The 24,917-nt window shown below is 60.1% G+C and carries 20 protein-coding genes; 19 read left to right on the forward strand and 1 reads right to left on the reverse strand.

The window, feature by feature from the left end; translation table 11 throughout:
- Positions 1–29 precede the first annotated feature (29 nt).
- The 15 genes from Q0367_RS05005 to purQ all read left to right on the forward strand — a co-directional run bounded on the left by Q0367_RS05005 (position 30) and on the right by purQ (position 17,482).
- Complete coding sequence (locus tag Q0367_RS05005; protein ID WP_298981143.1) at positions 30–2,609, forward strand: glycosyl hydrolase 2 galactose-binding domain-containing protein; 2,580 nt, start codon at positions 30–32, stop codon at positions 2,607–2,609.
- A gap of 279 nt (positions 2,610–2,888) precedes the next feature.
- Positions 2,889–3,203 (forward strand): hypothetical protein, encoded by a 315-nt coding sequence (locus tag Q0367_RS05010; RefSeq protein WP_298981144.1) that lies wholly within the window; start codon positions 2,889–2,891, stop codon positions 3,201–3,203.
- 117 nt (positions 3,204–3,320) lie between these two features.
- Entirely contained in the window at positions 3,321–4,346 is a 1,026-nt protein-coding gene (atpB, locus tag Q0367_RS05015; RefSeq protein WP_298981145.1) for a F0F1 ATP synthase subunit A, read from the forward strand.
- A 50-nt stretch (positions 4,347–4,396) separates the two neighbouring features.
- The gene (atpE, locus tag Q0367_RS05020) at positions 4,397–4,624 is read left to right on the forward strand and encodes an ATP synthase F0 subunit C (protein ID WP_014431791.1); all 228 of its coding nucleotides are present in this window, start codon (positions 4,397–4,399) and stop codon (positions 4,622–4,624) included.
- A 65-nt stretch (positions 4,625–4,689) separates the two neighbouring features.
- On the forward strand, positions 4,690–5,190 hold the full coding sequence (gene atpF / locus Q0367_RS05025; RefSeq protein WP_297640098.1) for a F0F1 ATP synthase subunit B: 501 nt from the start codon (positions 4,690–4,692) through the stop codon (positions 5,188–5,190).
- Positions 5,187–5,717 carry an ATP synthase F1 subunit delta gene (atpH, locus tag Q0367_RS05030; RefSeq protein ID WP_297640099.1) on the forward strand — a complete coding sequence of 177 codons (531 nt, stop codon included), beginning with the start codon at positions 5,187–5,189 and terminating at the stop codon, positions 5,715–5,717. Before atpF ends, atpH begins: the two co-directional genes overlap by 4 nt.
- Positions 5,718–5,735: 18 nt before the next feature.
- A complete protein-coding gene (gene atpA / locus Q0367_RS05035) occupies positions 5,736–7,256 on the forward strand; it encodes a F0F1 ATP synthase subunit alpha (RefSeq protein WP_297640100.1) in 1,521 nt (506 codons plus the stop codon).
- Positions 7,257–7,283: 27 nt separating this feature from the next.
- Complete coding sequence (atpG, locus tag Q0367_RS05040) at positions 7,284–8,216, forward strand: ATP synthase F1 subunit gamma (RefSeq protein ID WP_298981146.1); 933 nt, start codon at positions 7,284–7,286, stop codon at positions 8,214–8,216.
- An 89-nt stretch (positions 8,217–8,305) separates the two neighbouring features.
- Positions 8,306–9,697, forward strand: coding sequence for a F0F1 ATP synthase subunit beta (gene atpD, locus Q0367_RS05045; protein WP_363325834.1), 1,392 nt, complete (start codon positions 8,306–8,308; stop codon positions 9,695–9,697).
- A 112-nt stretch (positions 9,698–9,809) separates the two neighbouring features.
- Positions 9,810–10,268, forward strand: coding sequence for a F0F1 ATP synthase subunit epsilon (locus Q0367_RS05050; protein ID WP_297640103.1), 459 nt, complete (start codon positions 9,810–9,812; stop codon positions 10,266–10,268).
- Positions 10,269–10,533: 265 nt separating this feature from the next.
- Positions 10,534–11,559 carry a rod shape-determining protein gene (locus Q0367_RS05055; protein WP_297640104.1) on the forward strand — a complete coding sequence of 342 codons (1,026 nt, stop codon included), beginning with the start codon at positions 10,534–10,536 and terminating at the stop codon, positions 11,557–11,559.
- 246 nt (positions 11,560–11,805) lie between these two features.
- Complete coding sequence (locus Q0367_RS05060) at positions 11,806–12,189, forward strand: RidA family protein (protein ID WP_297640105.1); 384 nt, start codon at positions 11,806–11,808, stop codon at positions 12,187–12,189.
- A 65-nt stretch (positions 12,190–12,254) separates the two neighbouring features.
- Positions 12,255–13,526, forward strand: coding sequence for a 30S ribosomal protein S1 (locus tag Q0367_RS05065; RefSeq protein ID WP_297640106.1), 1,272 nt, complete (start codon positions 12,255–12,257; stop codon positions 13,524–13,526).
- Between the two features lie 250 nt (positions 13,527–13,776).
- A complete protein-coding gene (gene purL / locus Q0367_RS05070; protein WP_298981147.1) occupies positions 13,777–16,677 on the forward strand; it encodes a phosphoribosylformylglycinamidine synthase subunit PurL in 2,901 nt (966 codons plus the stop codon).
- 4 nt (positions 16,678–16,681) lie between these two features.
- Positions 16,682–17,482 carry a phosphoribosylformylglycinamidine synthase I gene (purQ, locus tag Q0367_RS05075; protein WP_297640108.1) on the forward strand — a complete coding sequence of 267 codons (801 nt, stop codon included), beginning with the start codon at positions 16,682–16,684 and terminating at the stop codon, positions 17,480–17,482.
- A 32-nt stretch (positions 17,483–17,514) separates the two neighbouring features.
- Here purQ and Q0367_RS05080 read toward each other — a convergent pair whose 3' ends face one another.
- Positions 17,515–18,846 (reverse strand): cyclic 2,3-diphosphoglycerate synthase, encoded by a 1,332-nt coding sequence (locus Q0367_RS05080; RefSeq protein WP_298981149.1) that lies wholly within the window; start codon positions 18,844–18,846, stop codon positions 17,515–17,517.
- A 498-nt stretch (positions 18,847–19,344) separates the two neighbouring features.
- Here Q0367_RS05080 and Q0367_RS05085 point away from each other — a divergent pair, with 498 nt between their 5' ends.
- The 4 genes from Q0367_RS05085 to Q0367_RS05100 all read left to right on the forward strand — a co-directional run bounded on the left by Q0367_RS05085 (position 19,345) and on the right by Q0367_RS05100 (position 24,910).
- Positions 19,345–20,394: a LacI family DNA-binding transcriptional regulator gene (locus tag Q0367_RS05085; protein WP_297640110.1), complete on the forward strand. Its 1,050-nt coding sequence runs from the start codon at positions 19,345–19,347 to the stop codon at positions 20,392–20,394.
- A 119-nt stretch (positions 20,395–20,513) separates the two neighbouring features.
- The gene (locus tag Q0367_RS05090) at positions 20,514–22,439 is read left to right on the forward strand and encodes an ABC transporter substrate-binding protein (protein ID WP_297640111.1); all 1,926 of its coding nucleotides are present in this window, start codon (positions 20,514–20,516) and stop codon (positions 22,437–22,439) included.
- Positions 22,440–22,637: 198 nt separating this feature from the next.
- Complete coding sequence (locus Q0367_RS05095) at positions 22,638–23,642, forward strand: ABC transporter permease (protein WP_297640112.1); 1,005 nt, start codon at positions 22,638–22,640, stop codon at positions 23,640–23,642.
- Positions 23,643–23,656: 14 nt separating this feature from the next.
- Positions 23,657–24,910 (forward strand): ABC transporter permease, encoded by a 1,254-nt coding sequence (locus tag Q0367_RS05100; RefSeq protein ID WP_297640113.1) that lies wholly within the window; start codon positions 23,657–23,659, stop codon positions 24,908–24,910.
- The last annotated feature ends 7 nt before the right edge of the window (positions 24,911–24,917 follow it).

Raw genomic sequence — 24,917 nt, forward strand, 5'->3', positions numbered from 1 at the left:
ATTCGCGCAATCCATGAAAGGACCCCCAAATGAACGTTCAATCTCTCTCTGGCCGATGGCAATTTCGCCAGGCTGGCTCCGCCGAATGGCTGCCGGCGACCGTGCCCGGCGGCGTGCACACCGATCTGCTGGCGCTAGGGCGAATTCCCGATCCCTTTGTCGGCGACAATGAGAAAAAAGTCGCCTGGGTGGCCGAGCAGGACTGGGAATATCGTTGTCGGTTTGCGCCCACCGACGCCGTGCTGGCCGAGGAGAAGGTTTTCCTGGTCTGCGAAGGGTTGGACACCCTCGCCGAGGTCTCACTCAATGGGCAGGTGGTGGGCGCCGCCAACAACATGTATCGCCGCTATGCGTGGGAGATCAAACACTTGCTGCGCCTCGGCGAGAACGAGCTGCTCATCCGCTTCCGCTCTCCGGTGAAATTTATCCAGGCCGAACAGGCGAAGCGACCGCTGAAAGGCGTGCCGCAGGCCATCGAGGGCAGCCCGCATCTGCGCAAAGCGCCCTGTCAATTCGGCTGGGATTGGGGGCCGCAGTTGCCGCCGATCGGCGTCTGGAAGGAAATTCGCCTGGAAGGTCGCAGCGCCGCCCGCCTTGAAGACGTGCATCTGCGCCAAAAGCATGGCGAGCGCGCCGTGACGGTCTCCGTCGCCGTGGCCGTCGAACGATGGAACGAAGCGCCGCTCAACCTGATCCTGCGCGTCGTGTCGCCGGATGGACATGACGTCTGGGAGGCGACCGCGCCGGTGCATGAGCGAAGCGCAACCGCCGCCGTGGCGATCGAAAATCCACAGCTCTGGTGGCCCAACGGCTACGGCGACCAGCCTCTGTACGACGTTGAGGTTGCTCTGCAGCAGAGAGGCGCCGCCGTCGATGCGCGTCGCTTCCAGATCGGTTTGCGCACGATCGAGCTGCGCCAGGAGCCGGATCAATGGGGCAAATCTTTCACCTTCGTTGTCAACGGCGTCCCGATCTTCGCAAAAGGCTCGAACTGGATTCCGGCGGATTCCTTTCCGACCCGTCTCCAGGAGGGCAAAGGGCCCGGCGCCTCCCTTGAACAGTTGATCCGCGACGCCGCCGCCACGCATCAAAACATGCTGCGCGTCTGGGGCGGCGGCTTCTATGAGGAAGACGCCTTCTACGATCTCTGCGACCGCTACGGCATTTTGGTCTGGCAGGACTGCATCTTCTCGTGCAGCATCTACCCTCTCGACCGCGCCGATTTCGTCAACGACGTGCATCGGGAGATCGTCGACAACGTGCGGCGTCTGCGCCATCGCGCCAGCCTGGCCCTATGGTGTGGCAACAACGAGATGGAGTGGGGCTGGGAGATGTGGGGCTGGGCCGAGCCTGACCTGACGCCAGAGCAGCGCGCTGCGCTCGCCAGGATGGCCGAGCGCGAGTGGCGCGTCCAGATGCTGCTGGACGCCATCAACAATTTGCAGCTGCTGCCAGATTGGCGCACACTGCGCGACGCCTACGACCGCTTTTTTCACGTCACCCTGCCCGATTGGCTGGCGACGCTGGACCCCGATCGCCCTTACTGGCCCAGCTCCCCCTCCTCCAACACGCCCTTCCACGACGTCAACGGTCAGCGCCAGGGGGATGCTCACTACTGGGAAGTCTGGCACAGCCGCAAGCCCTTCACCGCCTATCGCGAGCAATTCCCGCGCTTCATGAGCGAGTTTGGCTTCCAGGCGTTGCCGCCCTTGGCGACGATCCGCACGTACGCCGATGAGCCGGACTGGAACATGACTTCTTATATTATGGAGCATCACCAGAAGAACGCTGCCGGCAACGGGCTGATCATCGCCCAGATGACCGAGAACTATCGCATGCCCAAAGATTTCCCATCGCTGGTCTATATGAGCCTGGTGCTCCAGGCGGAAGGCATCCGCTACGGCGTCGAGCACTGGCGCCGCCACATGGATCGCGTCAGCGGGACGCTCTACTGGCAGCTCAACGACTGCTGGCCGGTGGCCTCCTGGTCGAGCCTGGATTACTTCGGGCGTTGGAAGGCGTTGCATTACGCAGCGCGACGCTTCTACGCTCCGGTGCTGCTTTCAATTGAAGATGACGGGACGCGCATGGCGGTGCATGTCACCAGCGATCTGCGGCGGCCCTGGACAGGCGTCGTGCGTTGGACGCTGGAGACGCTCGACGGCGCGGCGCTGCGCAGCGGAGAGCAGGCGGTGCAGGCCGCGCCGCTCGCCAACACTCCTGTCGTCGAGCTGAACTTCGACGCCGAAGTCAACGAGGAAAATCGACGACGCGTTCTCTTCGTGGCCGAACTCTGGAGCGGCGAGGAATTGGTTGCGTGCAACATCGCCACCTTTGCGCCGACGAAACATCTCGAATTGCGCAAACCGACGCTGAACGCAACGATCTCCGAGCAAAATGGCCAGCTTGTCATTGCGCTGACGAGCGACACATTGGCCCGTTTCGTCGAACTCGGCCTGGAAGGCGTCGACGCCATTTTCAGCGACAACTACTTTGACCTGCCGGCGGGGCGCCAACGCATCGTCACGACGCCGCTGCCGACAGGGTGGACGCCCACCCAGGCGGAGCGCGCCTTGCATATCCGCTCGCTCTACGATGCCTTTGCCTGAGGCTCCGCCGGGATGCGAAAAACAGGGAAGCGATGGTCTTTTTCGGACAAATGGTCAAAAACCATGTGAAAATTTGCGCTAAGGAATCGTCGCTTGCTATAATCGCCACTGTTTGACGACAGAAAACAGCGTGCTTCTTCGGTCTTGTCATCTTGCGGGCGGAATGCCCGCGGTATGAATTGCGTCGTACCGCCGCCGTCGGTTACACTGCTGCTGTCATGTGCGTGCAGTCACCGTTGCTGTGAGTGAAATTTGAAGATCGAAGACGGACGAAACGAGATGCATCTCGAGGGGCGTCAAGCGCAAACGTCGTCCATGCGCATCGACTGGCGGCGTCTGATCAGATATGTCCTGCTGCTGTTGATTGCGCCGACGCTGGCAGCGATCGTGTTGGATCAAATCCTGGCGGTCTCGCCCTGGCTGACGCTCATCGTCAGCTTGATCTGCATCCCGGCCACTACTGTCGTTGTTATGCGCACGGCGCTACTAGAATTTGAAAGAATTATCGAGGTTGTTGCGCCTGTGGAGCCAGAAGCGGACGTCGAGCCAGAACTTGCAGAAGCATCCGCAGTCACTGGAGCGGAGCAAAACTGAAAAGGTGCGTTGTACGCCGCCAAATGCGATTTTACATTATTATCTATTAACGCCGATATTCATTAACGCCAGCCGAATCGTCGGCTTACGCCTGTTATCAAAGGAGCATTTTGCACCATGCGCGAAAAAATCGTCGATTTTTTGTGGGGCACCCAACAGCGTAAGATTTGGACGAGCGTGATCGTTGGGTTGTTTGCAGCCAGCATCTTGATCCGATTCATTGCTCCCGTGCCCCCTCCCCATGTCGCTCTATCCGGCGAGCCGATTTTTTCCACCGGTCCTAAATGGTTCACCAATTCCGTCTTGACGACGATCATTGTCGACATCGTCCTTATCCTTCTGGCGCTGGCCGTGCGCTTCAATCTGAAAGAGATTCCCGGCGCCTTCCAGAACTTCATGGAGGCCATCATTGAGGCGCTGTATGGCTTGGCCGAAAGCGTTGCAGGCAAAAACGCCTCGAAATTCTTCCCCTGGGTGGCGACAATTTTCCTTTTTGTGATCATCAGCAACTGGTCTGGCATGCTTCCGGGCGTCGGCAGCATCGGCTTCTATCATCCGACCGACAAAGACAAACACGGCGAGCATGCGGCGGCGTCCGAGAGCGATGCCGGCAGCCTCCTCGACCGGCAACTGGCGATGGCGGGAGGCAGCATTGTGCTGGCGGCGCCGGAGCGCGTGCAGGAGGCGCCAGCCGCCGCTGAAAGCGAGCACGGCAAGTTTATCCCGCTCTTCCGCGCGCCCAGCGCCGACCTGAACGTCACCTTCGCCCTGGCGATCTCAACGATGGTGATGGTGCAGATTTGGGGCGTGCGCTTCCTGGGCGGCAGCTACTTCCATAAATTTTTCAACTTCAGCGGCCCGAACCCGTTTATGAAAGGCATCAACGGCTTTGTGGGCATTCTCGAGCTGGTGTCGGAGTTCGCCCGTGTGATCGCCTTCGGCTTTCGTCTTTTTGGCAATGTCTTTGCAGGCGAAATCGTGTTGGCGACGATGGCTTTCCTGGTCGCCTTCCTGTTGCCGGTGCCCTTTTATGTGTTGGAATTGTTCGTCGGTTTTGTGCAGGCGTTGGTTTTCATGATGTTAGCCCTGGTCTTCTTCCATATGGCGACCATCAGCCACGGCAGCCACGACGAACATCATTAATACAGTTTTTCGTAGCTTACGTCATCTCATAATAAAAAGGAGCTTGCAAAATGGATATCGATGCGATGAAACAGCTTGGCGCAGCGTTGGCGATGGGTTTGGGCGCGATCGGGCCTGGCATTGGCATTGGTCTGATCGGTTCGAAAGCCATGGAAGCGATGGGGCGCAACCCGGAAGCCGCCGGCACCGTGCAGACGAACATGATTCTGGCGATCGCCTTCGCCGAGTCCATCGGTATTTTCGCTCTGGTGATTGCGCTGTTGCTCAAATTCGTCTAAGTCCAGGCGCAGCGATTACAGAGCTCCGGCCGATGTGATCGCAAGGTGAAGAAGGAGGCAAATTCGTGGACGCACTTGGAATTGAATGGTCGCTGCTACTGGCGCAGATCGTCAACTTCCTGTTACTGATCGTGCTGTTGCGCATGTTCCTCTATCAGCCGGTGCTCAACATGCTCAACGCGCGCAAAGAGCGCATCGCCCAGAGCATGAAGGACGCAGAACGCGTCAGCGCCGCCGCACGCGAGGCGGAGCAGGAGAAAGCCAAAATCCTGGAGCAGGCGCGCCGTGAGGCGCAGGAGATTCGCGCCCAGGCCACGCGCGATGCTGAGCGGATTGCGCAAGAAATTCGCAGCCGCGCCGAGCAAGAGGCGACCGAGATCCGCATGAAGGCCCAGGCCGAGGCCGCCAGGCAGGTCGAGACGGCGCTGGCGGAGGCCAACAAACAGATCGCCGATCTGGCCATCATGGCTACGGAGAAATTGCTCGGGCGCGAGCTTGCCAATAGGGCCGAACAACAGCGCTTCGTGGCGGAGTTTCTGGCGAACGCCGGGGGTAAGGGCAAATGAGCAGCAAGCAGGAGCGGGTGAACCGCTATGCACAGGCGCTTTGGCTGGCGCAGCTGGAACGCTGGCGGCAGGCCTTCGAGCAGGCGCAACGGGCCCTGTCCGATGAAAAGTTGATCGCCTCCCTTGCAGACAGCAGCAAGAGCAGCGCCGAAAAGGCGGCCGCTCTCGAAAAAGCGCTGCCCGCCGACACGCCGGTGGAAATCGTCAATTTGCTGAAAGTGATGGTCGACGCCGGCGATCTCAACCTGGTGGAGGACGTGGCGACGCGCGTCGCCCAGGTCGCCTCTGGCAAGGCGGAGGCCATCAAGGTGGAGGTCACCAGCGCCGTCGAGCTGACCGAGGACGAAAAGGAGCAGCTGCGCAAGCGGCTCGCCGAGGAATATGGCCCCGGCCTGATTTTCAGCTTCAGCGTAGACCCGTCGTTGATGGGTGGGCTGCGCGTGCGCGTGGGCGACCGGCTGATCGATAACTCGATCGCTTCCCGTTTGGCGGCTTTGCGCGAGTCGATTGTGTCGGTGGTTCGTTAACAGGAGGAAGTGATTCAAATGGCTGTGCGCATCGATGACATCACAGCGTTATTAAAGCAACAGATCCTCAACTATACGCCAGCGCCTAGCCAGATCGACGTCGGCGAAGTCTACGAAGTCGGCGACGGCATTGCGCTGGCCACCGGCCTGACCAACGTCATGGCCAGCGAGCTGGTGGAGTTTCCGAAGACTGGCACCCTCGGCATCGCCCTCAACCTGACCGCCGAAAATGTCGGCATCATCATTATGGGGGAGTACCAACATATTGAGGAAGGCGACCTCGTGCGGCGCACCGGTCGCATCGCCTCGGTGCCCGTGGGCGACGCCATGATCGGCCGCGTGATCAACGCCGTCGGTCAGCCGATCGACGGCAAAGGCCCCATCAAGTCGGACAAATATCGCCCGGTGGAGCGCATCGCGCCCGGCGTCATCAAACGGCAACCGGTGAACACGCCGGTGGCGACCGGCATCACCGCCATTGACGCTCTCATCCCCATCGGCCGCGGCCAGCGCGAGCTGATCATCGGCGACCGGCAGACCGGCAAAACCGCCATTGCGCTGGACACCATCATCAATCAGAAGGGCAAAGACCTGATCTGCATCTACGTGGCGATCGGTCAGAAGCAATCTTCGGTGGCTCAGGTGGTGGGCACGCTCGAAAAGTACGGCGCAATGGAATACACGATTGTCGTCAGCGCTTCGGCCTCCGACCCCGCCGCGCTGCAATATCTGGCGCCGTTTGCGGGCTGCGCCATCGGCGAGGAGTTCATGGAGCAAGGGCGCGACGCGCTGATCGTCTACGACGATCTTTCCAAACACGCCCAGGCCTACCGCCAGGTCTCGCTGCTGCTGCGCCGCCCCCCGGGTCGCGAGGCGTACCCCGGCGACGTCTTCTACCTGCACAGCCGTCTGCTCGAACGCGCGGCGCGTCTGGCCGATGAATTCGGCGGCGGCAGCCTGACTGCGTTGCCAGTGATCGAGACGCAGGCGGGCGATGTCTCGGCGTATATCCCGACCAACGTGATTTCGATCACCGACGGCCAGATCTTCCTGGAATCCGATCTCTTCTATGCAGGCATTCGCCCGGCGTTGAACGTCGGCATCTCGGTCAGCCGCGTCGGCGGCGCTGCCCAGACCAAAGCGATGAAGAAGGTCGCCGGCCGTCTGAAACTGGAGCTGAGCCAATATCGCGAGCTGGCCGCCTTCGCCCAATTTGGCTCTGACCTCGACCCGGCCACGCAGCGCCAGCTCGATCGAGGTCGTCGGTTGACGGAGCTGCTCAAACAAGGACAGTACGTGCCGATGGCGCTCGACAAACAGGTGATGAGCCTGTGGGCGGCCGGGGCCGGCAAGCTCGATAAAATACCCGTTCAGTATGTCAAGCAGTGGGAAGCGGCAATGCACGCTTACATGGACGCCAATCATCCGGAGATCGGGCAGTCGATCCTGCGCACCCAGGACCTGTCGCCGGAGATCATCGATGCGTTGAGCGTGGCGATCGACGATTTCAACGCTTCGTGGCAGCCGCCGCAGTCGTAACAGACGTGGTAACGAGGAAGAATCACCTTGGCGAACTTAACGCGTGAAATCCGACGTCGCATTCGGTCGGTCAGAAACATTGCACAGGTTACAAAGGCGATGGAGGCTGTCTCCGCCGCCAAGATGCGCAAAGCGCAGCAACAGGTGCTGGCGACGCGTCCCTACGCCCGACAGGCGCGCGAGGTGCTGAGCTACATTGCGCGCCTCACCAGCACGGAGAATGAACTCAACCCACTGATTCATCCCCGGCCGGTGAAGCGCTGCGGCATCCTGCTCATCACCGCCGACCGCGGCTTGGCGGGCGGCTTCAACGCCAACGTCATCCGTCGCAACGCCCAGCTGATGCGCGAAAAGCGCGCAGCCGGCGCAGATGTCTCGGTCGTCACCGTCGGCAAGAAGGGAAGAGAATGGCTGCTTCGCTACGACCCGGTCGTGCGCGCCGAGTTCACCGGACTGCCGGATAATCCAACGACCTTTCACATCGCCCCGATCGTGCGCGTGTTGATGGATGACTTTCTGTCCGGCTACGTCGACGAAGTGATGATGGTCTACACCGACTTCATCAACACCATCAAGCAGGTTCCTGTAGCGCGCAAATTGCTGCCGGTCGAACCGGCCGAGCCGTCCGTCACCATGGCGCCCGAATATATTTTTGAGCCTTCTCCGGAGGCGGTGCTCAACCGCGTGCTCTATGGCTTCACCGAGGTGCAGGTCTTGCAGGCGATCTACGAGTCCCTGGCAAGCGAGCACTCTGCGCGCATGGTGGCGATGCGCAACGCGACGGATGCAGCCGATGAGTTGATCGAGGACTTAACGCTGACGTACAATAAAGCGCGACAAAGCGCAATTACCAGCGAACTGATGGACATCGTCGGCGGCGCCAGCGCGCTGGAAAGCGCCGAAGCGCTCACCCACTCCAGCCGCAGCGATTGGTTGACGGCTGAGCTGGAACAAATCTGAGAAAAGGCGTCGTCGCACTCGCCGACGAAACAGAGATTAAAGAGAGTTCGAGAGAATCGAGTGTAAGGAGGTCATCCGTGCCCGAACAAATGATTGGCACGATTCAAAGTGTTGTAGGGCCGGTCGTCGATGTGGTCTTTCCCGCCGGCGAATTGCCCGAAATTTATGACGCCATTCACGTCAAGATGGATGATGGCTCGACATTGGTTCTGGAAGTCGAGCAACATCTCGGCGATGGCGTGGTGCGCTCCGTCGCCATGGGCAGCACAGACGGCCTTCGCCGCGGCATGACGGCCGTTTCTGACGGCGAGCCGATCATGGTGCCGGTTGGCCCCGCCACCTTGGGCCGTCTTTTCAACGTCACCGGCGATCCGATCGACGGCAAGGGCGAAGTGAAAGCGGAAGTGCGCTATCCCATTCATCGCCCGGCGCCCCCCTTCGCCGAACAGAGCACCAAGGCCGAGATGTTTGAGACCGGCATCAAGGTCATCGACCTGATCGCACCCTTCACGCGCGGCGGCAAGACCGGCATCTTCGGCGGCGCCGGCGTGGGCAAGACGGTCGTGATCCAGGAGCTGATCCACAACGTCGCCGAGTTTCACAGCGGTTATTCAGTCTTCGCCGGCGTAGGCGAGCGCAGCCGCGAGGGTAACGACCTCATGCGCGAGATGATCGAGTCGGGCGTGATCAACTCGACGGTGATGGTCTTCGGTCAGATGAACGAGCCGCCCGGCGCCCGCTTGCGCGTCGGCCTGACTGGCGTCACGATGGCGGAGTATTTCCGCGATGAAGGCCGCGACGTCCTGCTCTTCATCGACAACATCTTCCGCTTCGTGCAGGCCGGTTCGGAGGTCTCCTCGCTGCTCGGGCGCCTGCCCAGCGCCGTCGGCTACGCGCCGACCCTGGGCACCGACATGGGCGATCTGCAGGAGCGCATCACCTCCACCAAGAAAGGCTCGATCACGTCGATGCAGGCGGTCTACGTGCCTGCGGACGACTACACCGACCCGGCGCCGGCCACGACCTTCGCCCACCTGGACGCCACAATCACGCTGCAGCGCTCGCTGGCCGACCAGGGTCTCTTCCCGGCGGTCGACCCGTTGGGTTCGACCAGTCGCATCCTGGACCCGCTGATCGTGGGCGAAGAGCATTACAACGTCGCCCGCCAGGTGCAGCAGACGCTTCAACGCTATAAGGACCTGCAGGACATCATCGCCATCCTCGGCGTCGAAGAGCTGAGCGAAGATGACAAGCTGATCGTGGCGCGCGCGCGTAAGATTCAGCGCTTCCTGACGCAGCCCATGTTTGTTGCAGCCCAGTTTACAGGCCGCGAAGGTCGCTACGTCAAGATCGAGGACACCGTGCGCGGCTTCCGCGAAATTCTCGACGGCAAGCACGACGATCTGCCGGAGCAGGCTTTCTACATGGTCGGCACGATCGAAGAAGCGCTCGAGAACGCCGAACGAATGCGCAGTCAGTAAAAAACAGGCCTGCGCAGGAAAGAGAGGGGCGCAGCGCAAAAACGCAGAGAAGCCTACGTCGCCTCTCTGTGCAAGGCGCAGCGAGAAGCTTGGTTTGAAGGAGTCTTCATTCATGGGCATCAAGGTGGACATTGTCACACCGGAAAAAATGCTCTTCAGCGGCGAGGTCGATATGGTCACGCTGCCGGGGGCGAATGGGCAGATGGGCGTCCTGCGCGGGCATGCGCCGCTGCTTTCGACGCTGGACATCGGCGAGATCGTGTTGCATCGGCGCGAAGGCAATGAATACATTGCCGTCAGCGGCGGCGTCGTCGAGGTGCGGCCAGACAAGGTGACGATCCTGGCCGATGTGGCCGAATCCAGCGAAGAAATCGACGAGCAGCGCGCACAGGCTGCGCTCGAACGGGCGCGCAAACTGTTGGCCGAGAGCCCGCCGCCTCAGAGGGTGCCTGAGATCATGGCCTCGCTGCGCCGCAGCTCGTTGCGGCTGAAGGTGGCGCGGCGACGCGCAGGACGTCGAACCAGCGCCGTCCCTCAGTTTGAGGGGGAGGGCGGAGGCGAGAACCACTGACCGTGGCGATCTCCTCAACCTCTTTCTTAGGTGCATCGCTAAAGCAGAGTTTGCACTTTGCATCGCAAGCTCTGCTTTTTCTTTTGGAGCCATCCACAATTTTCCGTCCGATCAGAACGTTGCAGCGCCCGGTTGCGCCTGCGCAAAATTGTTGTAATAGATTGCGGTTTCCGCTTCGTCGATTTGGGATGAATCTGGACTGGAACGTATAATGGTAAAGTTGACGATTTATGTCGTCAGGAGCGATTCGTATAGATAAGCAATTATGTTCGGTAAACAAATCGGCATCGACCTGGGAACCGTCAACGTCCTTGTTCACGTCAAGGGGCGCGGCATCGTATTGAATGAGCCGTCGGTGGTCGCCATCCGTGTGCGCGACAACACGATGGTGGCGGTCGGCCATGAAGCCTATGACATGTTGGGGCGCACGCCTGAAAGCATCGAAGTGGCGCGGCCGATTCGCGACGGCGTCATCGCCGACTTTGTGGTGACGGAGGCGATGTTGCGCTACCTGATTCAAACAGTGGCTGGCGATCACAATCCCCTTTTCCGCCCCTTGTTTCGTCCTAGAGTCATGATCAGCACCCCGCGCGGGGTGACCAGCGTCGAAGAGCGCGCCGTGCACGACGCCGCCATGCAGGCCGGCGCCGGCGCAGCGTACCTGATTCCCGAACCGCTGGCCGCCGCCTATGGGGCCGGCCTCCCGATCGGCACGCCGACGGGCAACATGGTGGTGGACATGGGCGGGGGCACCACGGAGGCCGCCGTCGTTTCCATGTACGACATCGTGGTCTGGAGCAGCGTGCGCATCGGCGGCAATCGCTTTGACGAGGCCATCATCAACTACGTGCGCAAGAAGTACAATCTTTTGATCGGAGAGCAGACCGCAGAGGAGATCAAGATCGGCATCGGCAGTGCGCTGCCGATGGAGGATGAACGCTTCATGGAGGTGCGCGGCCGCGATCAAGTCACCGGACTGCCCAAGATCATCCAGATCAGCAGCAGCGAGGTCACCGAGGCGTTGCAGGAGCCGCTGCAGGCAGTGGTGAGCACCGTCCGCGCGACGCTGGAAAAGACGCCGCCGGAGCTGGCCGCCGACATCATCGACCGCGGCATGGTGCTGACAGGCGGCAGCGCGCAGCTGCGCAACATTGCGCAGCTGTTGACGCAGGAAACCGGCGTCCCTGCCTATGTTGCAGAAAATCCGATCGCCTGCGTCGCACTCGGAGCCGGGCGCGCGCTGGAGAACTATGAAATCATGCGCCGCAGCCTGCCGATGGTGCCGGATTGACTCCTGTCGTCGATCGGGCAGCCCCACATCGCTGCGGCGCCAAAAATGTATTTTTCGTTTTGACCTGAGGCGTTTTTTGACGAGAATATCGAGAGTCAGTAAAATCGTAAGCATGATTCCCAGGGAAAGTTGGTGACTGAAGATTGATTGTAAACGGCCAAGCGTTACAACCTCGACACGGGAAGCGTCGATCTTTTCCTCGGAATCGCACAACAGCGCACACCCTGATCAATGAGTTAAATCGACATGGGTAAACAGATCGTCAACACTTCAGGCGCGCCCGCCGCCATTGGCCCCTATTCGCAGGCAGTTCGCGTGGGTCAATTTTTGTTTGCATCCGGCCAGCTAGGTCTCGATCCTGTCACCGGCGAATTGCGCGACGGGATCGAGGCGCAGACGCGTCAGGCCCTGGCCAATATGCAGGCCGTTTTAGCGGCGGCGGGAGCCACCACGAAAGACGTCGTCAAAACGACGATCTTCCTGGCGGACATGGCGGATTTTACAGTCGTCAACCGCATCTATGCGGAAGTCTTTGGCGAAGAACCGCCTGCGCGCAGCACCGTCCAGGTGGCGGCTCTGCCCAAAAACGGTCTGATCGAGATTGAAATGATTGCGTGGGTGGGCGACTGAAAGCGTATTCATCACCGATCGGGTGATAGGATAAAAATTCTGTTTTCGGAGGATTTTAAAGCTGTATGAGTGATTTGCAAGCAGCGTCGAACGGTGGACAAAGCTGGCTAAACGGCGGCGCATATGACCATCCGATGGCGGCATGGTTGGATGAAATCGACCGCTCCATTCAAGAGCCAGTGGCAGGCGAGATTCGCACCGGCGTCATCGTCGACAAACGCCCCCATGAAATTCTGGTGGACATCGGCTTCAAGTCAGAAGGCGTTGTGTCCGGGCGAGAGCTTGAGCGGCTCGGCGAGGCGCTTGCGTCTCTGAAGGTGGGGGACGAAGTGCCGGTCTACGTCATGCGCGAAGATCGCGATGGCAATCTCCAGCTCAGCATCAGCCGGGCGCTCGCCGAAAAAGACTGGGAACGCGCCGAAGCGCTGATGCAAAGCCAGGAGATTTTCGAATGCCCGGTGGATGCATACAACCGCGGCGGCGTCATCGTGCGACTGGGGCAGGTGCGCGGCTTTGTGCCGGCCAGTCAGTTGGTCAGCGCGCCGGCGAGCACCGGCGAAGAGGACGCCGACAGCCGCTATGCATCGCTGTTGGGTGAAAAGCTGAAGCTGAAAGTGATCGACATCGATCGCAAACGCAATCGCCTGATCCTTTCGGAACGGCTCGCCATGCGCGAGTGGCGCCGACAACAGAAGGAGCAGCTCCTCGACACCTTGCATGAAGGCGCAGTGATGGAAGGTGTGATCAGCAGCATCGCCGACTTCGGCGCCTTCGTCGACCTCGGCGGCGCCGACGGTCTGATCCATCTCAGCGAGCTGAGCTGGAACCGCGTCACGCATCCAAGCGAGGTCGTTAAGATCGGCGATCGCGTCAATGTGCAAATCCTCAGCATCGACAACGAGCGCCGACGCATCGGTCTGAGCTTGCGCCGACTGACGCCTCAACCGTGGGAAGTGATCGACAACACCTATCAGGTCGGCCAAATTGTCAAGGGACGCATCACCAAGCTGGTGAATTTCGGCGCCTTCGCCCGCCTGGTCGACACCGGCATCGAAGGCTTGATTCACATCAGCGAGCTCGCCGACCGACGCGTCACGCATCCGAAAGAGGTCGTCAACGAAGGCGATGTGTATGACCTGCGCATCATCCGCATCGAAGGCGACAAGCGCCGGTTGGGGCTGAGCCTCAAACAGGCGCAGCCCGAGCCAGAAGTCGACTGGCAGATTGCTCCTAGCGCTGAGCAGGGTGAAGCGGAAGGCAGCGCCTCGAATACAGCACCCGCCGACCATGAGGCGTCGATGGGTGAGTCCTCTGTGCTGGCCGAGGTCGCCGAATAGAGGCTCGGATTTGCTTTCACCGGAGGTCGGTCGTCTGTAAGCATTGAGCGCTGAACGCTCCATGAGACCTTGATTGGGATTGAAAAACGGGGACGCGGCTGCGTCCCCGTTTTTTCGTGCAGGCCGAGAAGCGTCCGTCGAGGCGCTGTGATAGAATTGAATTTTGGCGCTTGCCGGAATAAATATGGGCAGACACACACAGAACCTTTTGTCTTAAATCTCTGAGAGTCTCCGAGAGGAAGTCATGGCGATGACCGTTCGTGTCGAAGTGCGCAACATCCATCCGACGGCGGGTCAGCACATTGTGCGTGGGGCGGCGAAGCTGGGCGTTTATGGCGTGAAACGCTGTGAGGTGGTGCGCCTCTATTTCCTTGAGCGCGATCCCGGCGATGAAGCGGTCGAGCGCCTTTGCAGGCTGTTGCTTGCGGACCCGGTCACGGATGTGTGGCGCGTAGTGAGAGAGGCCGGAGTCGTTGCACCGAAGTCTCCAACGTCAGGAACCCAAGCGCTGCATGTGGTCGAAGTCGCTTTCCGCCCCGGCGTGACCGACGTGCCGGCGCGAGAACTGCGCCGCAGCATGGCGGAGATCGGCCTGCCGGATTGTGAGACGGCGACCGGCGTCCGCTATGAGTTAGAAGGCGATCTCACCGAAGCGGAATTGCGTCGATTGGCGCAACTGTTGTTGTGCAACGAGACCGTGCAGCATTTTGCACTGGGCGAAATCGCCGTGCACTTCGGGCATGAGACGGTGGCCGGCGAGCGCGTTGAGATCATCCCCGTGCGCGACCTGGATGACGCGGCGCTGCTGGCGCTCAGCAAGGCGCGTCTGCTCTCGCTCGATCTGGACGAGATGCGCGCCATCCAACGCCATTACGTGGAACTGGGGCGAGATCCGACGGACGTCGAGCTGGAGACGCTGGCGCAGACGTGGTCCGAGCATTGCGTTCATAAAACCTTCAAAGCGCGCATCGAGTTTGTTCATCGCAACGCCGACGGCTCCGTGCGCAGCCAGGAGACGATCGACGGCCTGATTCACCGCTATCTGCGCGCTGCAACCGACGCCGTGTGGCCGGAGTGGCTGCGCTCCGCCTTTGTCGACAATGCCGGCATCATCGCCTTTGACGACGAATACGACCTGGCTTTCAAGGTGGAGACGCACAACCATCCTTCTGCGTTGGAACCGTTCGGCGGCGCCAATACGGGGGTGGGCGGCGTCGTGCGCGATGTGATCGGCGTCTCGGCGCGGCCCATCGCCACGACCGACGTCCTCTGCTTTGGCCCGCAGGACTTTCCATATGACCAGTTGCCGGAAGGCGTACTCCATCCGGCGCGCATCGCCGAAGGGGTGGTGGCCGGCATCGGCGACTATGGCAACAAGCTGGGGCTGCCGACCGTCAACGGCGCCATCCTCTACGATGAAGGCTATCTGGGCAACCCACTGGTGTTCTGCGGCTGTGCAGGGTTGTTGCCGCACGGCAAACATCCGACCTGTGCGCAGAAGGGAGATCTGGTCGTCGTCATCGGCGGTCGCACCGGCCGCGATGGCATTCACGGCGCCACCTTCTCCTCCGCCGAATTGACGCACGAGACCGGCGAAATTGCGGGCAGCGCCGTGCAGATCGGAGACCCGATCACCGAAAAGGGATTGATCGAGCTGGTGGAGGCCGCCCGCGAGCGGGGACTGTATAACGCCATTACGGATTGCGGAGCCGGCGGTTTTTCCTCCGCCATCGGCGAAATGGGCGAGGCGCTCGGCGTCGACGTCGATCTCTGCAACGCGCCGCTGAAATATCCCGGGCTGGCGCCGTGGGAAATCTGGATCTCCGAGGCGCAGGAGCGTATGGTGCTGGCCGTTCCGCCGGAGAAGCTGCCGGAGCTGCAGCAGCTCGCCGAGCTGTGGGAGGTCGAGCTAAGCGTGTTGGGGCGGTTCACGGGCGACGGGGAGCTGGTGGTGCGTTTCAACGACCGTGTGGTCGCCCAGCTGTCGATGCATTTTCTGCATCACGGACTGCCCAGACGCACCTTACGCGCAGAGTATCAGGAGCCGCCGCCTGCTCAACCGCTCCCCGAAGCCGGGGTCGAGTTGAAGTTTCCAGGCATGGACCTCAACGACGTCCTGTTGGCGATGCTGGGCCACCCTTCCATCGCCAGCAAGGAGCATGTGGTGCGCACTTATGACCACGAGGTGCGCGGCGGAACCATCGTGCGGCCGTTTGTCGGCCCTGCGCTGGATGGCCCGGCGGACGCCGCGGTGCTCAAGCCGCTTGGGACATGGAAGCATGATCGGGCGTTTGTGCTGAGCAACGGCATCAACCCCCTGATCGGTCGCATCGACCCTTACGCGATGGCCATCAGCGCCGTCGATGAAGCGGTGCGCAACGCCGTTGCCGTGGGCGCCGATCCCGACCGCATCGCCATTCTAGACAATTTTTGCTGGGGCAACCCGACATATCCCGACCGATTGGGCGCGCTGGTGCGCTCCTGTCAGGGCTGCTATGACGCTGCGCTCGCCTATCGCACGCCCTTCATTTCGGGCAAGGACAGCCTCTACAACGAGTTCAACGGCAAGCCGATCCCGGGCACGCTGTTGATCTCGGCCATCGGCATCGCCCCCGACATGCATGCATGCGTGACTTCTGCGCTGAAGACGCCGGGCAATCGGCTGTATCTGCTTGGAGAAACGAAGGTGGAGTTGGGAGGTTCGCTGCTGAATGCGCTGCTCGGCGAACGGAGCGGGGCGCCGCCTTCGATGCCGCAGAAGCCCCTGGAGCGCTATCGAGCGTTGCATCGAGCCATGCGCGATGGACTGGTGCGCGCCTGCCATGATCTCAGCGAAGGGGGGCTGGCGGTGGCTGTGGCCGAAATGTGCATCGCCGGGCGGTTGGGCGCCGTCGTTCATCTGGACGCGCTGATCGAGTCTGCAGATGCAGGGGCTCTGATTATTCCGCTGCTGTTTAGCGAAAGCAACGGGCGGCTGTTGATTGAGGTGGCGGAGACAGACGCCCCTGCCTTTGAAGCTCTTTTTGCAGGACAAACGTTGACCTGGATCGGCACGGTTGTGGAGGAGCCTCGGCTCAGCGTGGTGGTGAACGGCGCCGCCATCATCGATCTTCAGGTAGAGCAGCTTGTGAAGGCATGGAAGGGACAGTGAATGCATGAAGCCTGCGATTTTGATTTTGCACGCATCGGGCGTGAACCGCGACGCCGAAGCTGCTCGCGCCTGTGAGTTGGCGGGCGGCGCGCCGGAGATTGTCCACATCAATCAGCTGCGCTGCGGCGAACGCAAACTAACCGACTATCCGATGTTGCTTCTGCCGGGCGGGTTCTCCTACGGCGACGCGCTGGGCGCCGGTGTGCGGCTAGCGCTCGACCTGCAGGTGTACTTTCATGACCAGCTTCATGACTTCATCGACCGCGGCAGGCTGGTGCTCGGCATCTGCAACGGTTTTCAGGCGCTGGTGAAAGCAGGAGTGTTGCCCGGCGTTCGCGCGGATCGTTCGGCGACCGGGCTGCGAGCCATCGAAGAAATGGCGCTGCGTCGCGTCACATTGACGGAAAACGCCGGCGGCCACTTTGAATGTCGCTGGGTGCATCTGGCTGTGAATCGGCGGGCGAAGGCTGCCTTTCTGCGCGACATCGAAGATTTGATCTTTTGTCCGGTGGCGCACGGCGAAGGCAACTTCCAGGTCAAGGACGCGGAGATGCTGGCCGAAATCGAGCAGGAGGGGCTGGTTGCGTTTCGCTACGTCGATGCAGAAGGCCGGCCGGCCAACGGCGTTTATCCGCTCAACCCCAATGGCTCGGTCGCCGACATCGCCGGCATCTGCAACCGCCGCGGCAATGTCGTCGGGCTGATGCCGCACCCGGAGGATCATGTCCTGCCGATCCAGAATCCCCTGGGCGGCGCGGGGCGGCTGGGGCTGGCCCTCTTCCAGGCGATGGTGGCCGCGCTGTAATCCCCGCCAAGGCCAGGCCGGCGCAGCTGTCTCTACATTGCGGCGTTGCGTATCTGCAAAAATCGTTCAAGCACCTGGCGCAGCGTCGGTTCGCCCACCTCTTGTAGCTCGTAGCGGACGCGCAGCGCCGGTTTGTCGATGTGAATGAGCCGACGCAGGTCGATCGGCGTGGCGACCAGCACGACGTCGGCGGGCGTGCGGCGGATCGTCTCCTCCAGCTCCGCCACCTGTTGGTCGCTGTAGCCCATCGCCGGCAGGATCGGGCCGGTCTGCGGGTATCTGGCGAAGGTTTCGGCGATGGTGCCGACGGCGTAAGGCCTGGGATCGATCACTTCCGCCGCGCCGAAGCGCCGCGCCGCCACCCAACCGGCGCCGTATTTCATCTCGCCATGCGTCAGGGTGGGGCCGTCTTCAATCACCAGCACGCGGCGCCTCCGGATCAGGCTGTGCTCCTCGACGAAGATCGGGCTGGCGGCGTCGATCACAGTGGCGGTGGGGTTCAGCTGCAGCGCAATCTCGCGCGCCTGCTCCACCTGCTCGAAGGAGGCGGTCTCCACCTTGTTGATGATAAAAACATCCGCCTTGCGCAGGTTGACCTCGCTGGGGAAGTAGCGCACGCCGTGGTCGGCGCGGTGCGGGTCGATCACCACCATCCACAGATCAGGTTTGAAAAAGGGAAGATCGTTGTTGCCGCCGTCCCAAATCAGCACGTCCGCCTCGGCCTCGGCCTGACGGAGGATGCGCTCGTAGTCGACGCCGGCGTAGATGACGCCGCCGTTGGCGATATGGGGTTCATACTCCTCGCGCTCCTCGATCGTGACGTGATAGCGGTCGAGGTCTTCCATGGCGGCGAAACGCTGGACCGCCTGGGCTGCCAGGTCGCCGTAGGGCATGGGATGGCGCACGGAGACGACGCGCCGCCCCAACTCGCGCAGCGTACGCGCGACGGCGCGGCTGGTCTGGCTCTTGCCTGCGCCCGTGCGCAAGGCGCAGATCGCCACCACCGGTTTGCTGGAGGTCAACATCGTCTGCGTCGGCCCCAGGAGTAAAAAGCTGGCGCCGGCCGCCATCACGCGCGCGCTGACGTGCATCACATGCTCATAGGAGACATCGCTGTAACTGAAGACGGCCACATCGATGCGCTGCTCGAGGATCAGCCGCTCCAGTTCATCTTCTGAGAGAATGGGAATGCCGTGGGGATAGCGTTCGCCCGCCAGCTCCGGCGGATAACGGCGATTCTCGATGAACGGAATTTGCGTGGCGGTGAAGGCCACCACTTCGTAGTCGGGATGATGGCGGAAGAAGACATTGAAATTGTGGAAATCGCGCCCTGCGGCGCCCAGGATCAGCACGCGCTGCGCCATTGCAGGCTCCTTTCTGACGGTTGTGATTCTTTGACCTTATGTGTTGCCAAACAACAGGGTGACAGACAATGCATGCCATCACCAGTTTCCTCAGTGTAACGGCTGTGGAGATTGAGGACACTGTCTGATGGTTGGGTCTATGGGCTGGTCAGATGGCGGGTTCTGACGCTGGCTGCGCCGGAGTCGTTATGCTGCGGCGACTCAAGAATTTCACCGCCAGCCGGTTTGTCAGGCGCGCTCGACAAATTTTTGCGGTCCAGGCACCTGGAAGGTGAATTTTATATCTTGACAATAGAATAAAGGTATGTTACATTACGTCCGCCTGGGAGCGCTCCCAAGCTTTTCACAATAATTTTCTCACAAAATACGATAACAAAATAATAATCTTTTATCGCCTACGGCGCACCGCCATATTTTGTTGCTTAACAACGAAGAGGGTGAAAGTCTTTAAGCCTTGGGCTGCAATCAAACATTATAACAACTTAGGCAGCGATGAAGATGACGCTAGAAGAGATCGCTCGCCTCGCCGGGTGCTCTCGCTCCACCGTTTCGCGGGTTATCAACCACGGCCCAAACGTGCGAGCAGAGACGCGTGAACGGGTGTGGAAGGTCATTAGAGAGCACGATTTTCAGCCTAATCTTGCTGCGCGTGCACTGGCCGGCCGTCGGAGTCGAGTGATTGGGTTGGTGATACCGCAGCCATTGAGTACAATCTTCACCGATCCATATTTCTCAATGTTGATTCAGGGCTGTGCGACGGCGTGCGACGAGCGTGGGTATTATCTCATGCTGTCGCTGGTGTTGCGGCAGGCGGACGACACCTATCGCTGGCTGATTCGCGCTCGTCATATGGACGGCCTGCTTCTTGCGCCGCCTTTGCTCGACGATCCATTCGTTCCGCATTTGTTGGATAAGCATCTTCCACTTGTGATGATCGGTCGTATCCCCGGTCGCACTGACATTGCATCTGTGAATGTCGACAACGTAAAGGGGGCGAGTTTAGCCACTCAGCACCTGTTGAATTTGGGGTATCGGCGGATTGCCACCATCACTGGCGTTTTAAATTTGGTCGGCGCTATCGATCGTCTGGAAGGTTATCTTTGTGCGTTGCGAAAGGCGGGAATTGAGCCGCCCCCGGAATACATCCAAGAGGGGGATTGGTCAGAGATGAGCGGAAAGCGCGCCATGGAGCGCCTGCTGCAGTTCAGGCCACGACCAGATGCTGTTTTCGCTGCCAGCGACAGCATGGCTATCGGTGCGATCAAGGCAATTCAGGCGGCGGGGTTAAAAGTTCCTGATGACATTGCCGTGGTGGGGTTTGACGATATGCCCTCGGCAGCCATAGCGGATCCACCTTTGACGACGATTCATCATCCAATCGAAAAAATCGGGTTCCTGGCGGCTGCAACACTGATTGAAAAGTTAGAAATTCCGGCAACATCTATGTCGGAGACTAACGTTCAACATATTGTGTTGCCAGCCAGGCTGGTGATTCGTATGTCCTGTGGGCAGGCGTTGCGTTGCAGCGCCGAGTCTGCGGTCACATAAAAAATCAAACTACAAATTGACAAGAGGAGGTGAAAGATTTCGAGAAAGCTGGAGGCGACCGATTTATCTGAGGTTGTTTTTGATGATTTGAACCTTTAGACGTTTTTCAGGAGGCAAGCATGAAACATCGCTTCAATCTATTGATGATTTTGCTGATGATTGCCGGTATGGTGCTAGCCGCCTGTGGTGGCGGAGCGACCCCTGCGCCGGCGCAGCAACCGGCTCAGGAGCAGCCGGCGCCCCAGCAGCAGCCGGCGCAACCTACAGAGGCGCCGACGGAGGCCGCGCCGACGGAGGCCGCTGCTCCGGTGAGCGCAGATGCGTTGCCCCGCAAGGAGACGCTTTACTACAACGGCTTCCAATGGGGTCCGGTGGTCGGTTGGAATCCCTATTCCAACAGCAACAATAACGGCATGGCCATTGCGCAACAAGACAGCGCCCGCGTGACCATGTTCGAGACGCCGTATCTCTACAACATGCTGGACGGCAAACAATATCCGCTGCTCGCCGACGGCGATTGGTCTTGGAACGAAGATCGCACTGAGATTACGTTCAAGATTAAGCCGGCTGCGCGCTGGAGCGACGGCACGCCGGTGACCGCCGAAGACGTCGCCTATACCTGGGCTACGCACGTTAAGTATGAGACGGCGATCGGCGCCGCCAACCGAGACTACATCGAAACCATCGAAGCAGTCGATCCGCAGACGGTTGTGATCAAGGCGAAGTTGGACGAGAATGGGCGCGCCGTCAACCCCCTGATTGTTCAGGCGTACTTGAGCACCAACTACGTCGTCCAGAAAGCCTGGACGCAGAAGCTGGAGGAGCGCAGCGGCGGCGATCCCACCAAACTGCTGGCCGATCCGGCTGAAGACGTCGTCTATTCCGGCCCCTATGGTAAGTTCTTCGCCGACGACACCAAAGTCGTGCTGGTGCGCAACGACAACTACTGGGGCCAGGATCCCAGCATGTGGGGCAAGCTGCCGGCGCCTAAGTATCTGGCGCACGTAATCTTCAAGGACAACGCAGCCGGCACGACGGCGCTGGCCGCTGGCGAAGTCGACGTCAGTCAACAGTTCAACTCCAATGTGCAGGATTTGTGGGAGAAGCAGAACCTACCTATCTCCACTTATCTGCCTGATCCACCTTACCACATTGGCGCCAGCCTGCCGACGGCGTTCTACAACCTGAAGGCGCACGGCCTGGACCAGGTCTGCATTCGCAAAGCAATCGCAATCGCTGTTGACTACCCGGCGATCATCGCCAACGCCATGACCAACCAGTCCGCCACGTTTGAGCAGGTGCCGCGTTCGTTGATGAACCCGACGCCCTTTGAGCAGGCCATGTACAATCGCGAGGCGGTCAAGCATCTGCAGTGGGTGGGCAACGACATCGAAGGTGCCAAGAAGCTGCTGGATGAGTGCGGCGTCGTCGACACCGATGGCGACGGCTGGCGCGAGTACAACGGTCAGAAGCTGAGCTATGTCGCCACCTGCCCGAACGGCTGGTCCGACTGGCAGGCCGCCATCGAGATCGTGGCTGCAGCCGGCAAGCAGATCGGTATCGACATCACCACCAACTTCCCCGAGTGGTCGGTCTACCAGACGGTCGTCACCAAGTCCGACACACCGCTGCCGCCCGGCTACGAGATCTTCATGATGTGGAGCGCCGGCGCCGGCCCGACGCAACCGTGGGGTCGCATCCGCAACCTGCTCAGCTCGGAGTGGATCGGCCTGCCGAGCAACTGGAGCGGCAACTGGGGTCAGTACTCCAACCCCGAGGTGGATGAGCTGCTGAAATTGATCCCGCATGAGACCGACGAGGCCAAGCTGAAGGAAATGTACACGCGGCTGGTCGAGATCTATCTGACCGACGTGCCGTCCTTCACGCTGATGTATCGGCCGCAGAACTTCCACACCGTCAACGAGAGCGTCTGGACCAATTTCCCCCATCAGGGCGATGGCACGAACCCGCCTGTCCCGCCGCTCAACCTGACCGACGGCTGGAGCATCGCCGGCCTCTATAACCTCACGCTTGTAGAGCCGTAGTGGGATTTACAGAGGCCCTCTCCGAGAAGCCTATAGAGAGGGCCTCTCACAGCCTCTCTACAATAGCAAACTTTTTCGGCCCTGGAGCACATTTTTCCCGGACATTCCGGCATTCGTTGTGTGGCATTGGTGGGTAGGGTGGGGCAAGGCGTCGCTTTCACAGCCTTGCCGGTTTGACAGATCAAAGGAAGGGTTGCGTTGAAAGGCTACACCAAATACTTCCTCAACAAACTCGGGTGGTTTGCGATTACATTTGTATTCGCCTTCATCTTGAATTTCACGTTGCCGCGTCTGATGCCCGGCGACCCGGTGGCGGCGATCGTGGCGCGCCAGGCGCAAGGCATCAGCAATCCGACCGGCGTGCAGGCGATCTATCAGCAGTACACCGAGCTGTTCGGCACCGATAAGCCGATCATCGAGCAGTTTTTTATCTATGTGCGCAACGTGTTTCGCGGGGATTTCGGCTTTTCCTTTAGCCAGTATCCGCGCACGGTGGCGGAGGTGATCAGCGCCTCGATCGGGTGGACGCTGATTTTGCAATTTCCGGCGATTATCGTCGGTTGGATTCTAGGGAACGTGCTCGGCGCTATGGCCGCATATCTTCGAGGCGGTTTTGACAAAGTGTTGATGCCCTCAGCACTTTTCCTGAGCAGCTTTCCTGCCTTTGGCATGGCTGTGATTCTCCTGGTGATCTTCGCCGTACATCTGAAGTGGTTCCCAACGTCAGGCGGCTACGGCTATACGCTCATCCCCAGCCTGACGCCTACCTTTCTATGGTCTGCCTTTGTCCACTATCAGTTGCCTTTCTGGTCGATCGTGCTGATCGCAATTGGCGGGCAGGCGATTGGGATGCGTTCGATGTCGATCTACGAATTGAATGCGGACTACGTGAAATTCGCCCGCTTCATGGGCATCAAGGATGACAAGATCGTCGCCTACGTCTTTCGCAACGCCATGTTGCCGCAGGTGACCGGTCTGGCGCTGGCGCTCGGCACGATGGTCGGCGGCGCGCTGATTGCGGAGATCGTCTTCAGTTATCCAGGGCTTGGCACGACATTGTTGAACGGCGTCATGGGGCAGGATTACCCGCTCATCTCCGCCGCAACGCTGATCATCACCTTCATGGTGTTGACCGCCAACTTTATCCTCGAGATTTTGTACGGCGTGATCGACCCGCGCATTAAGGCCGCTCAGTCTGATTAAAGGATAAGCCGCTTATGCAGCATACACTTCGACAGGTTTTTCGCTCCGGCAAATTTATTGTTGGTTTCTCCATCCTGATGACGATCCTTTTGATCGTCATCATTTACCCCTGGGTGGTTCGTCATCCACCGTTGCAAATTATCGGACAGGGGACCTTTTTCCCACCAGGCATCTATGTGAACGTCTACGACGCCATTCATGCACCGACCCTATACACATTGAATCTTGAGGACGCCGCTGCCAATCGCATTGGAAACAAGCTCCGTCAGGAAGATCGCGTCGCCATGAAGGAGTGGCTGGTGGCGTTTGGCGTGCCTGAAGATGAGATCGATATTGACGACACAGAAAAACTTCTGGCATTGTGGGAGGCGAACTACAACCCCGATCTGCGCCTGCCGGGGATGACTTTCGCCAGACATCGCTATTTCCAGCGCGTCAACGCTTCCATCGATGGGCTGCTCTCCACAGAGCCAGCCATCATTGCTGCACCTAATTCTGAGACAGGCGCCCTTGAGCAAAAAGCGCTCATTCGGCAGACGGACTACGCTAATGTGGATGAGGTCGCCAACGTGCGCATCCTGGCATTGGGCACGGACAACTTTGGTCGCGACGTGCTCACCCAACTGGTCGCCGCCACGGCCGTCTCCCTGGTGATCGGCCTGGTGGCGGGATTGATCGCTACGACTATCGGGCTGACGTTAGGGTTGCTGGCAGGATACATCGGCGGACTGGTCGACGACGTGCTCATGTTCTTCACCAACCTGTTCACCGTCATTCCCACCTTCGTGTTGCTCATCCTCATTTCCTTCAGCATCGGCCAGGACAAACGCGGCGCCATCACCATTGCCATGGTGATCGGCTTCACCTCCTGGGTGTGGACGGCCAGAGCCGTGCGTTCTCAGGTGCTTTCCTTGCGGAATCGCGACCACGTCAACTTGTCGAAGCTGTCCGGCCATTCGGTGCCGCGCATCATCCTGGTTGACATTTTGCCCTACATCGCCTCTTATGTGGTGATGGCCTTCATCCTGCAGGTCTCTTCGGGCATCCTGGCGGAGGCGGGGCTCTCCATTCTGGGGCTGGGGCCGCGTACTACAGAAACGCCCACGCTCGGACTGATGATGAACTGGGCGATGATTTATCAGGCGCACATTCTGGGCAAATGGTGGGCGTATCTGCCGGTGCTCGTGACGATTGCGCTGGTTTCCTTTTCCATGAACCTGATGAACACAGGGCTCGATCAAGTGTTCAATCCTGCTTTAAGAGATTGAGTGAAGC

The sequence above is a fragment of the uncultured Caldilinea sp. genome, assembly GCF_937128415.1.
Taxonomy (GTDB): domain Bacteria; phylum Chloroflexota; class Anaerolineae; order Caldilineales; family Caldilineaceae; genus Caldilinea.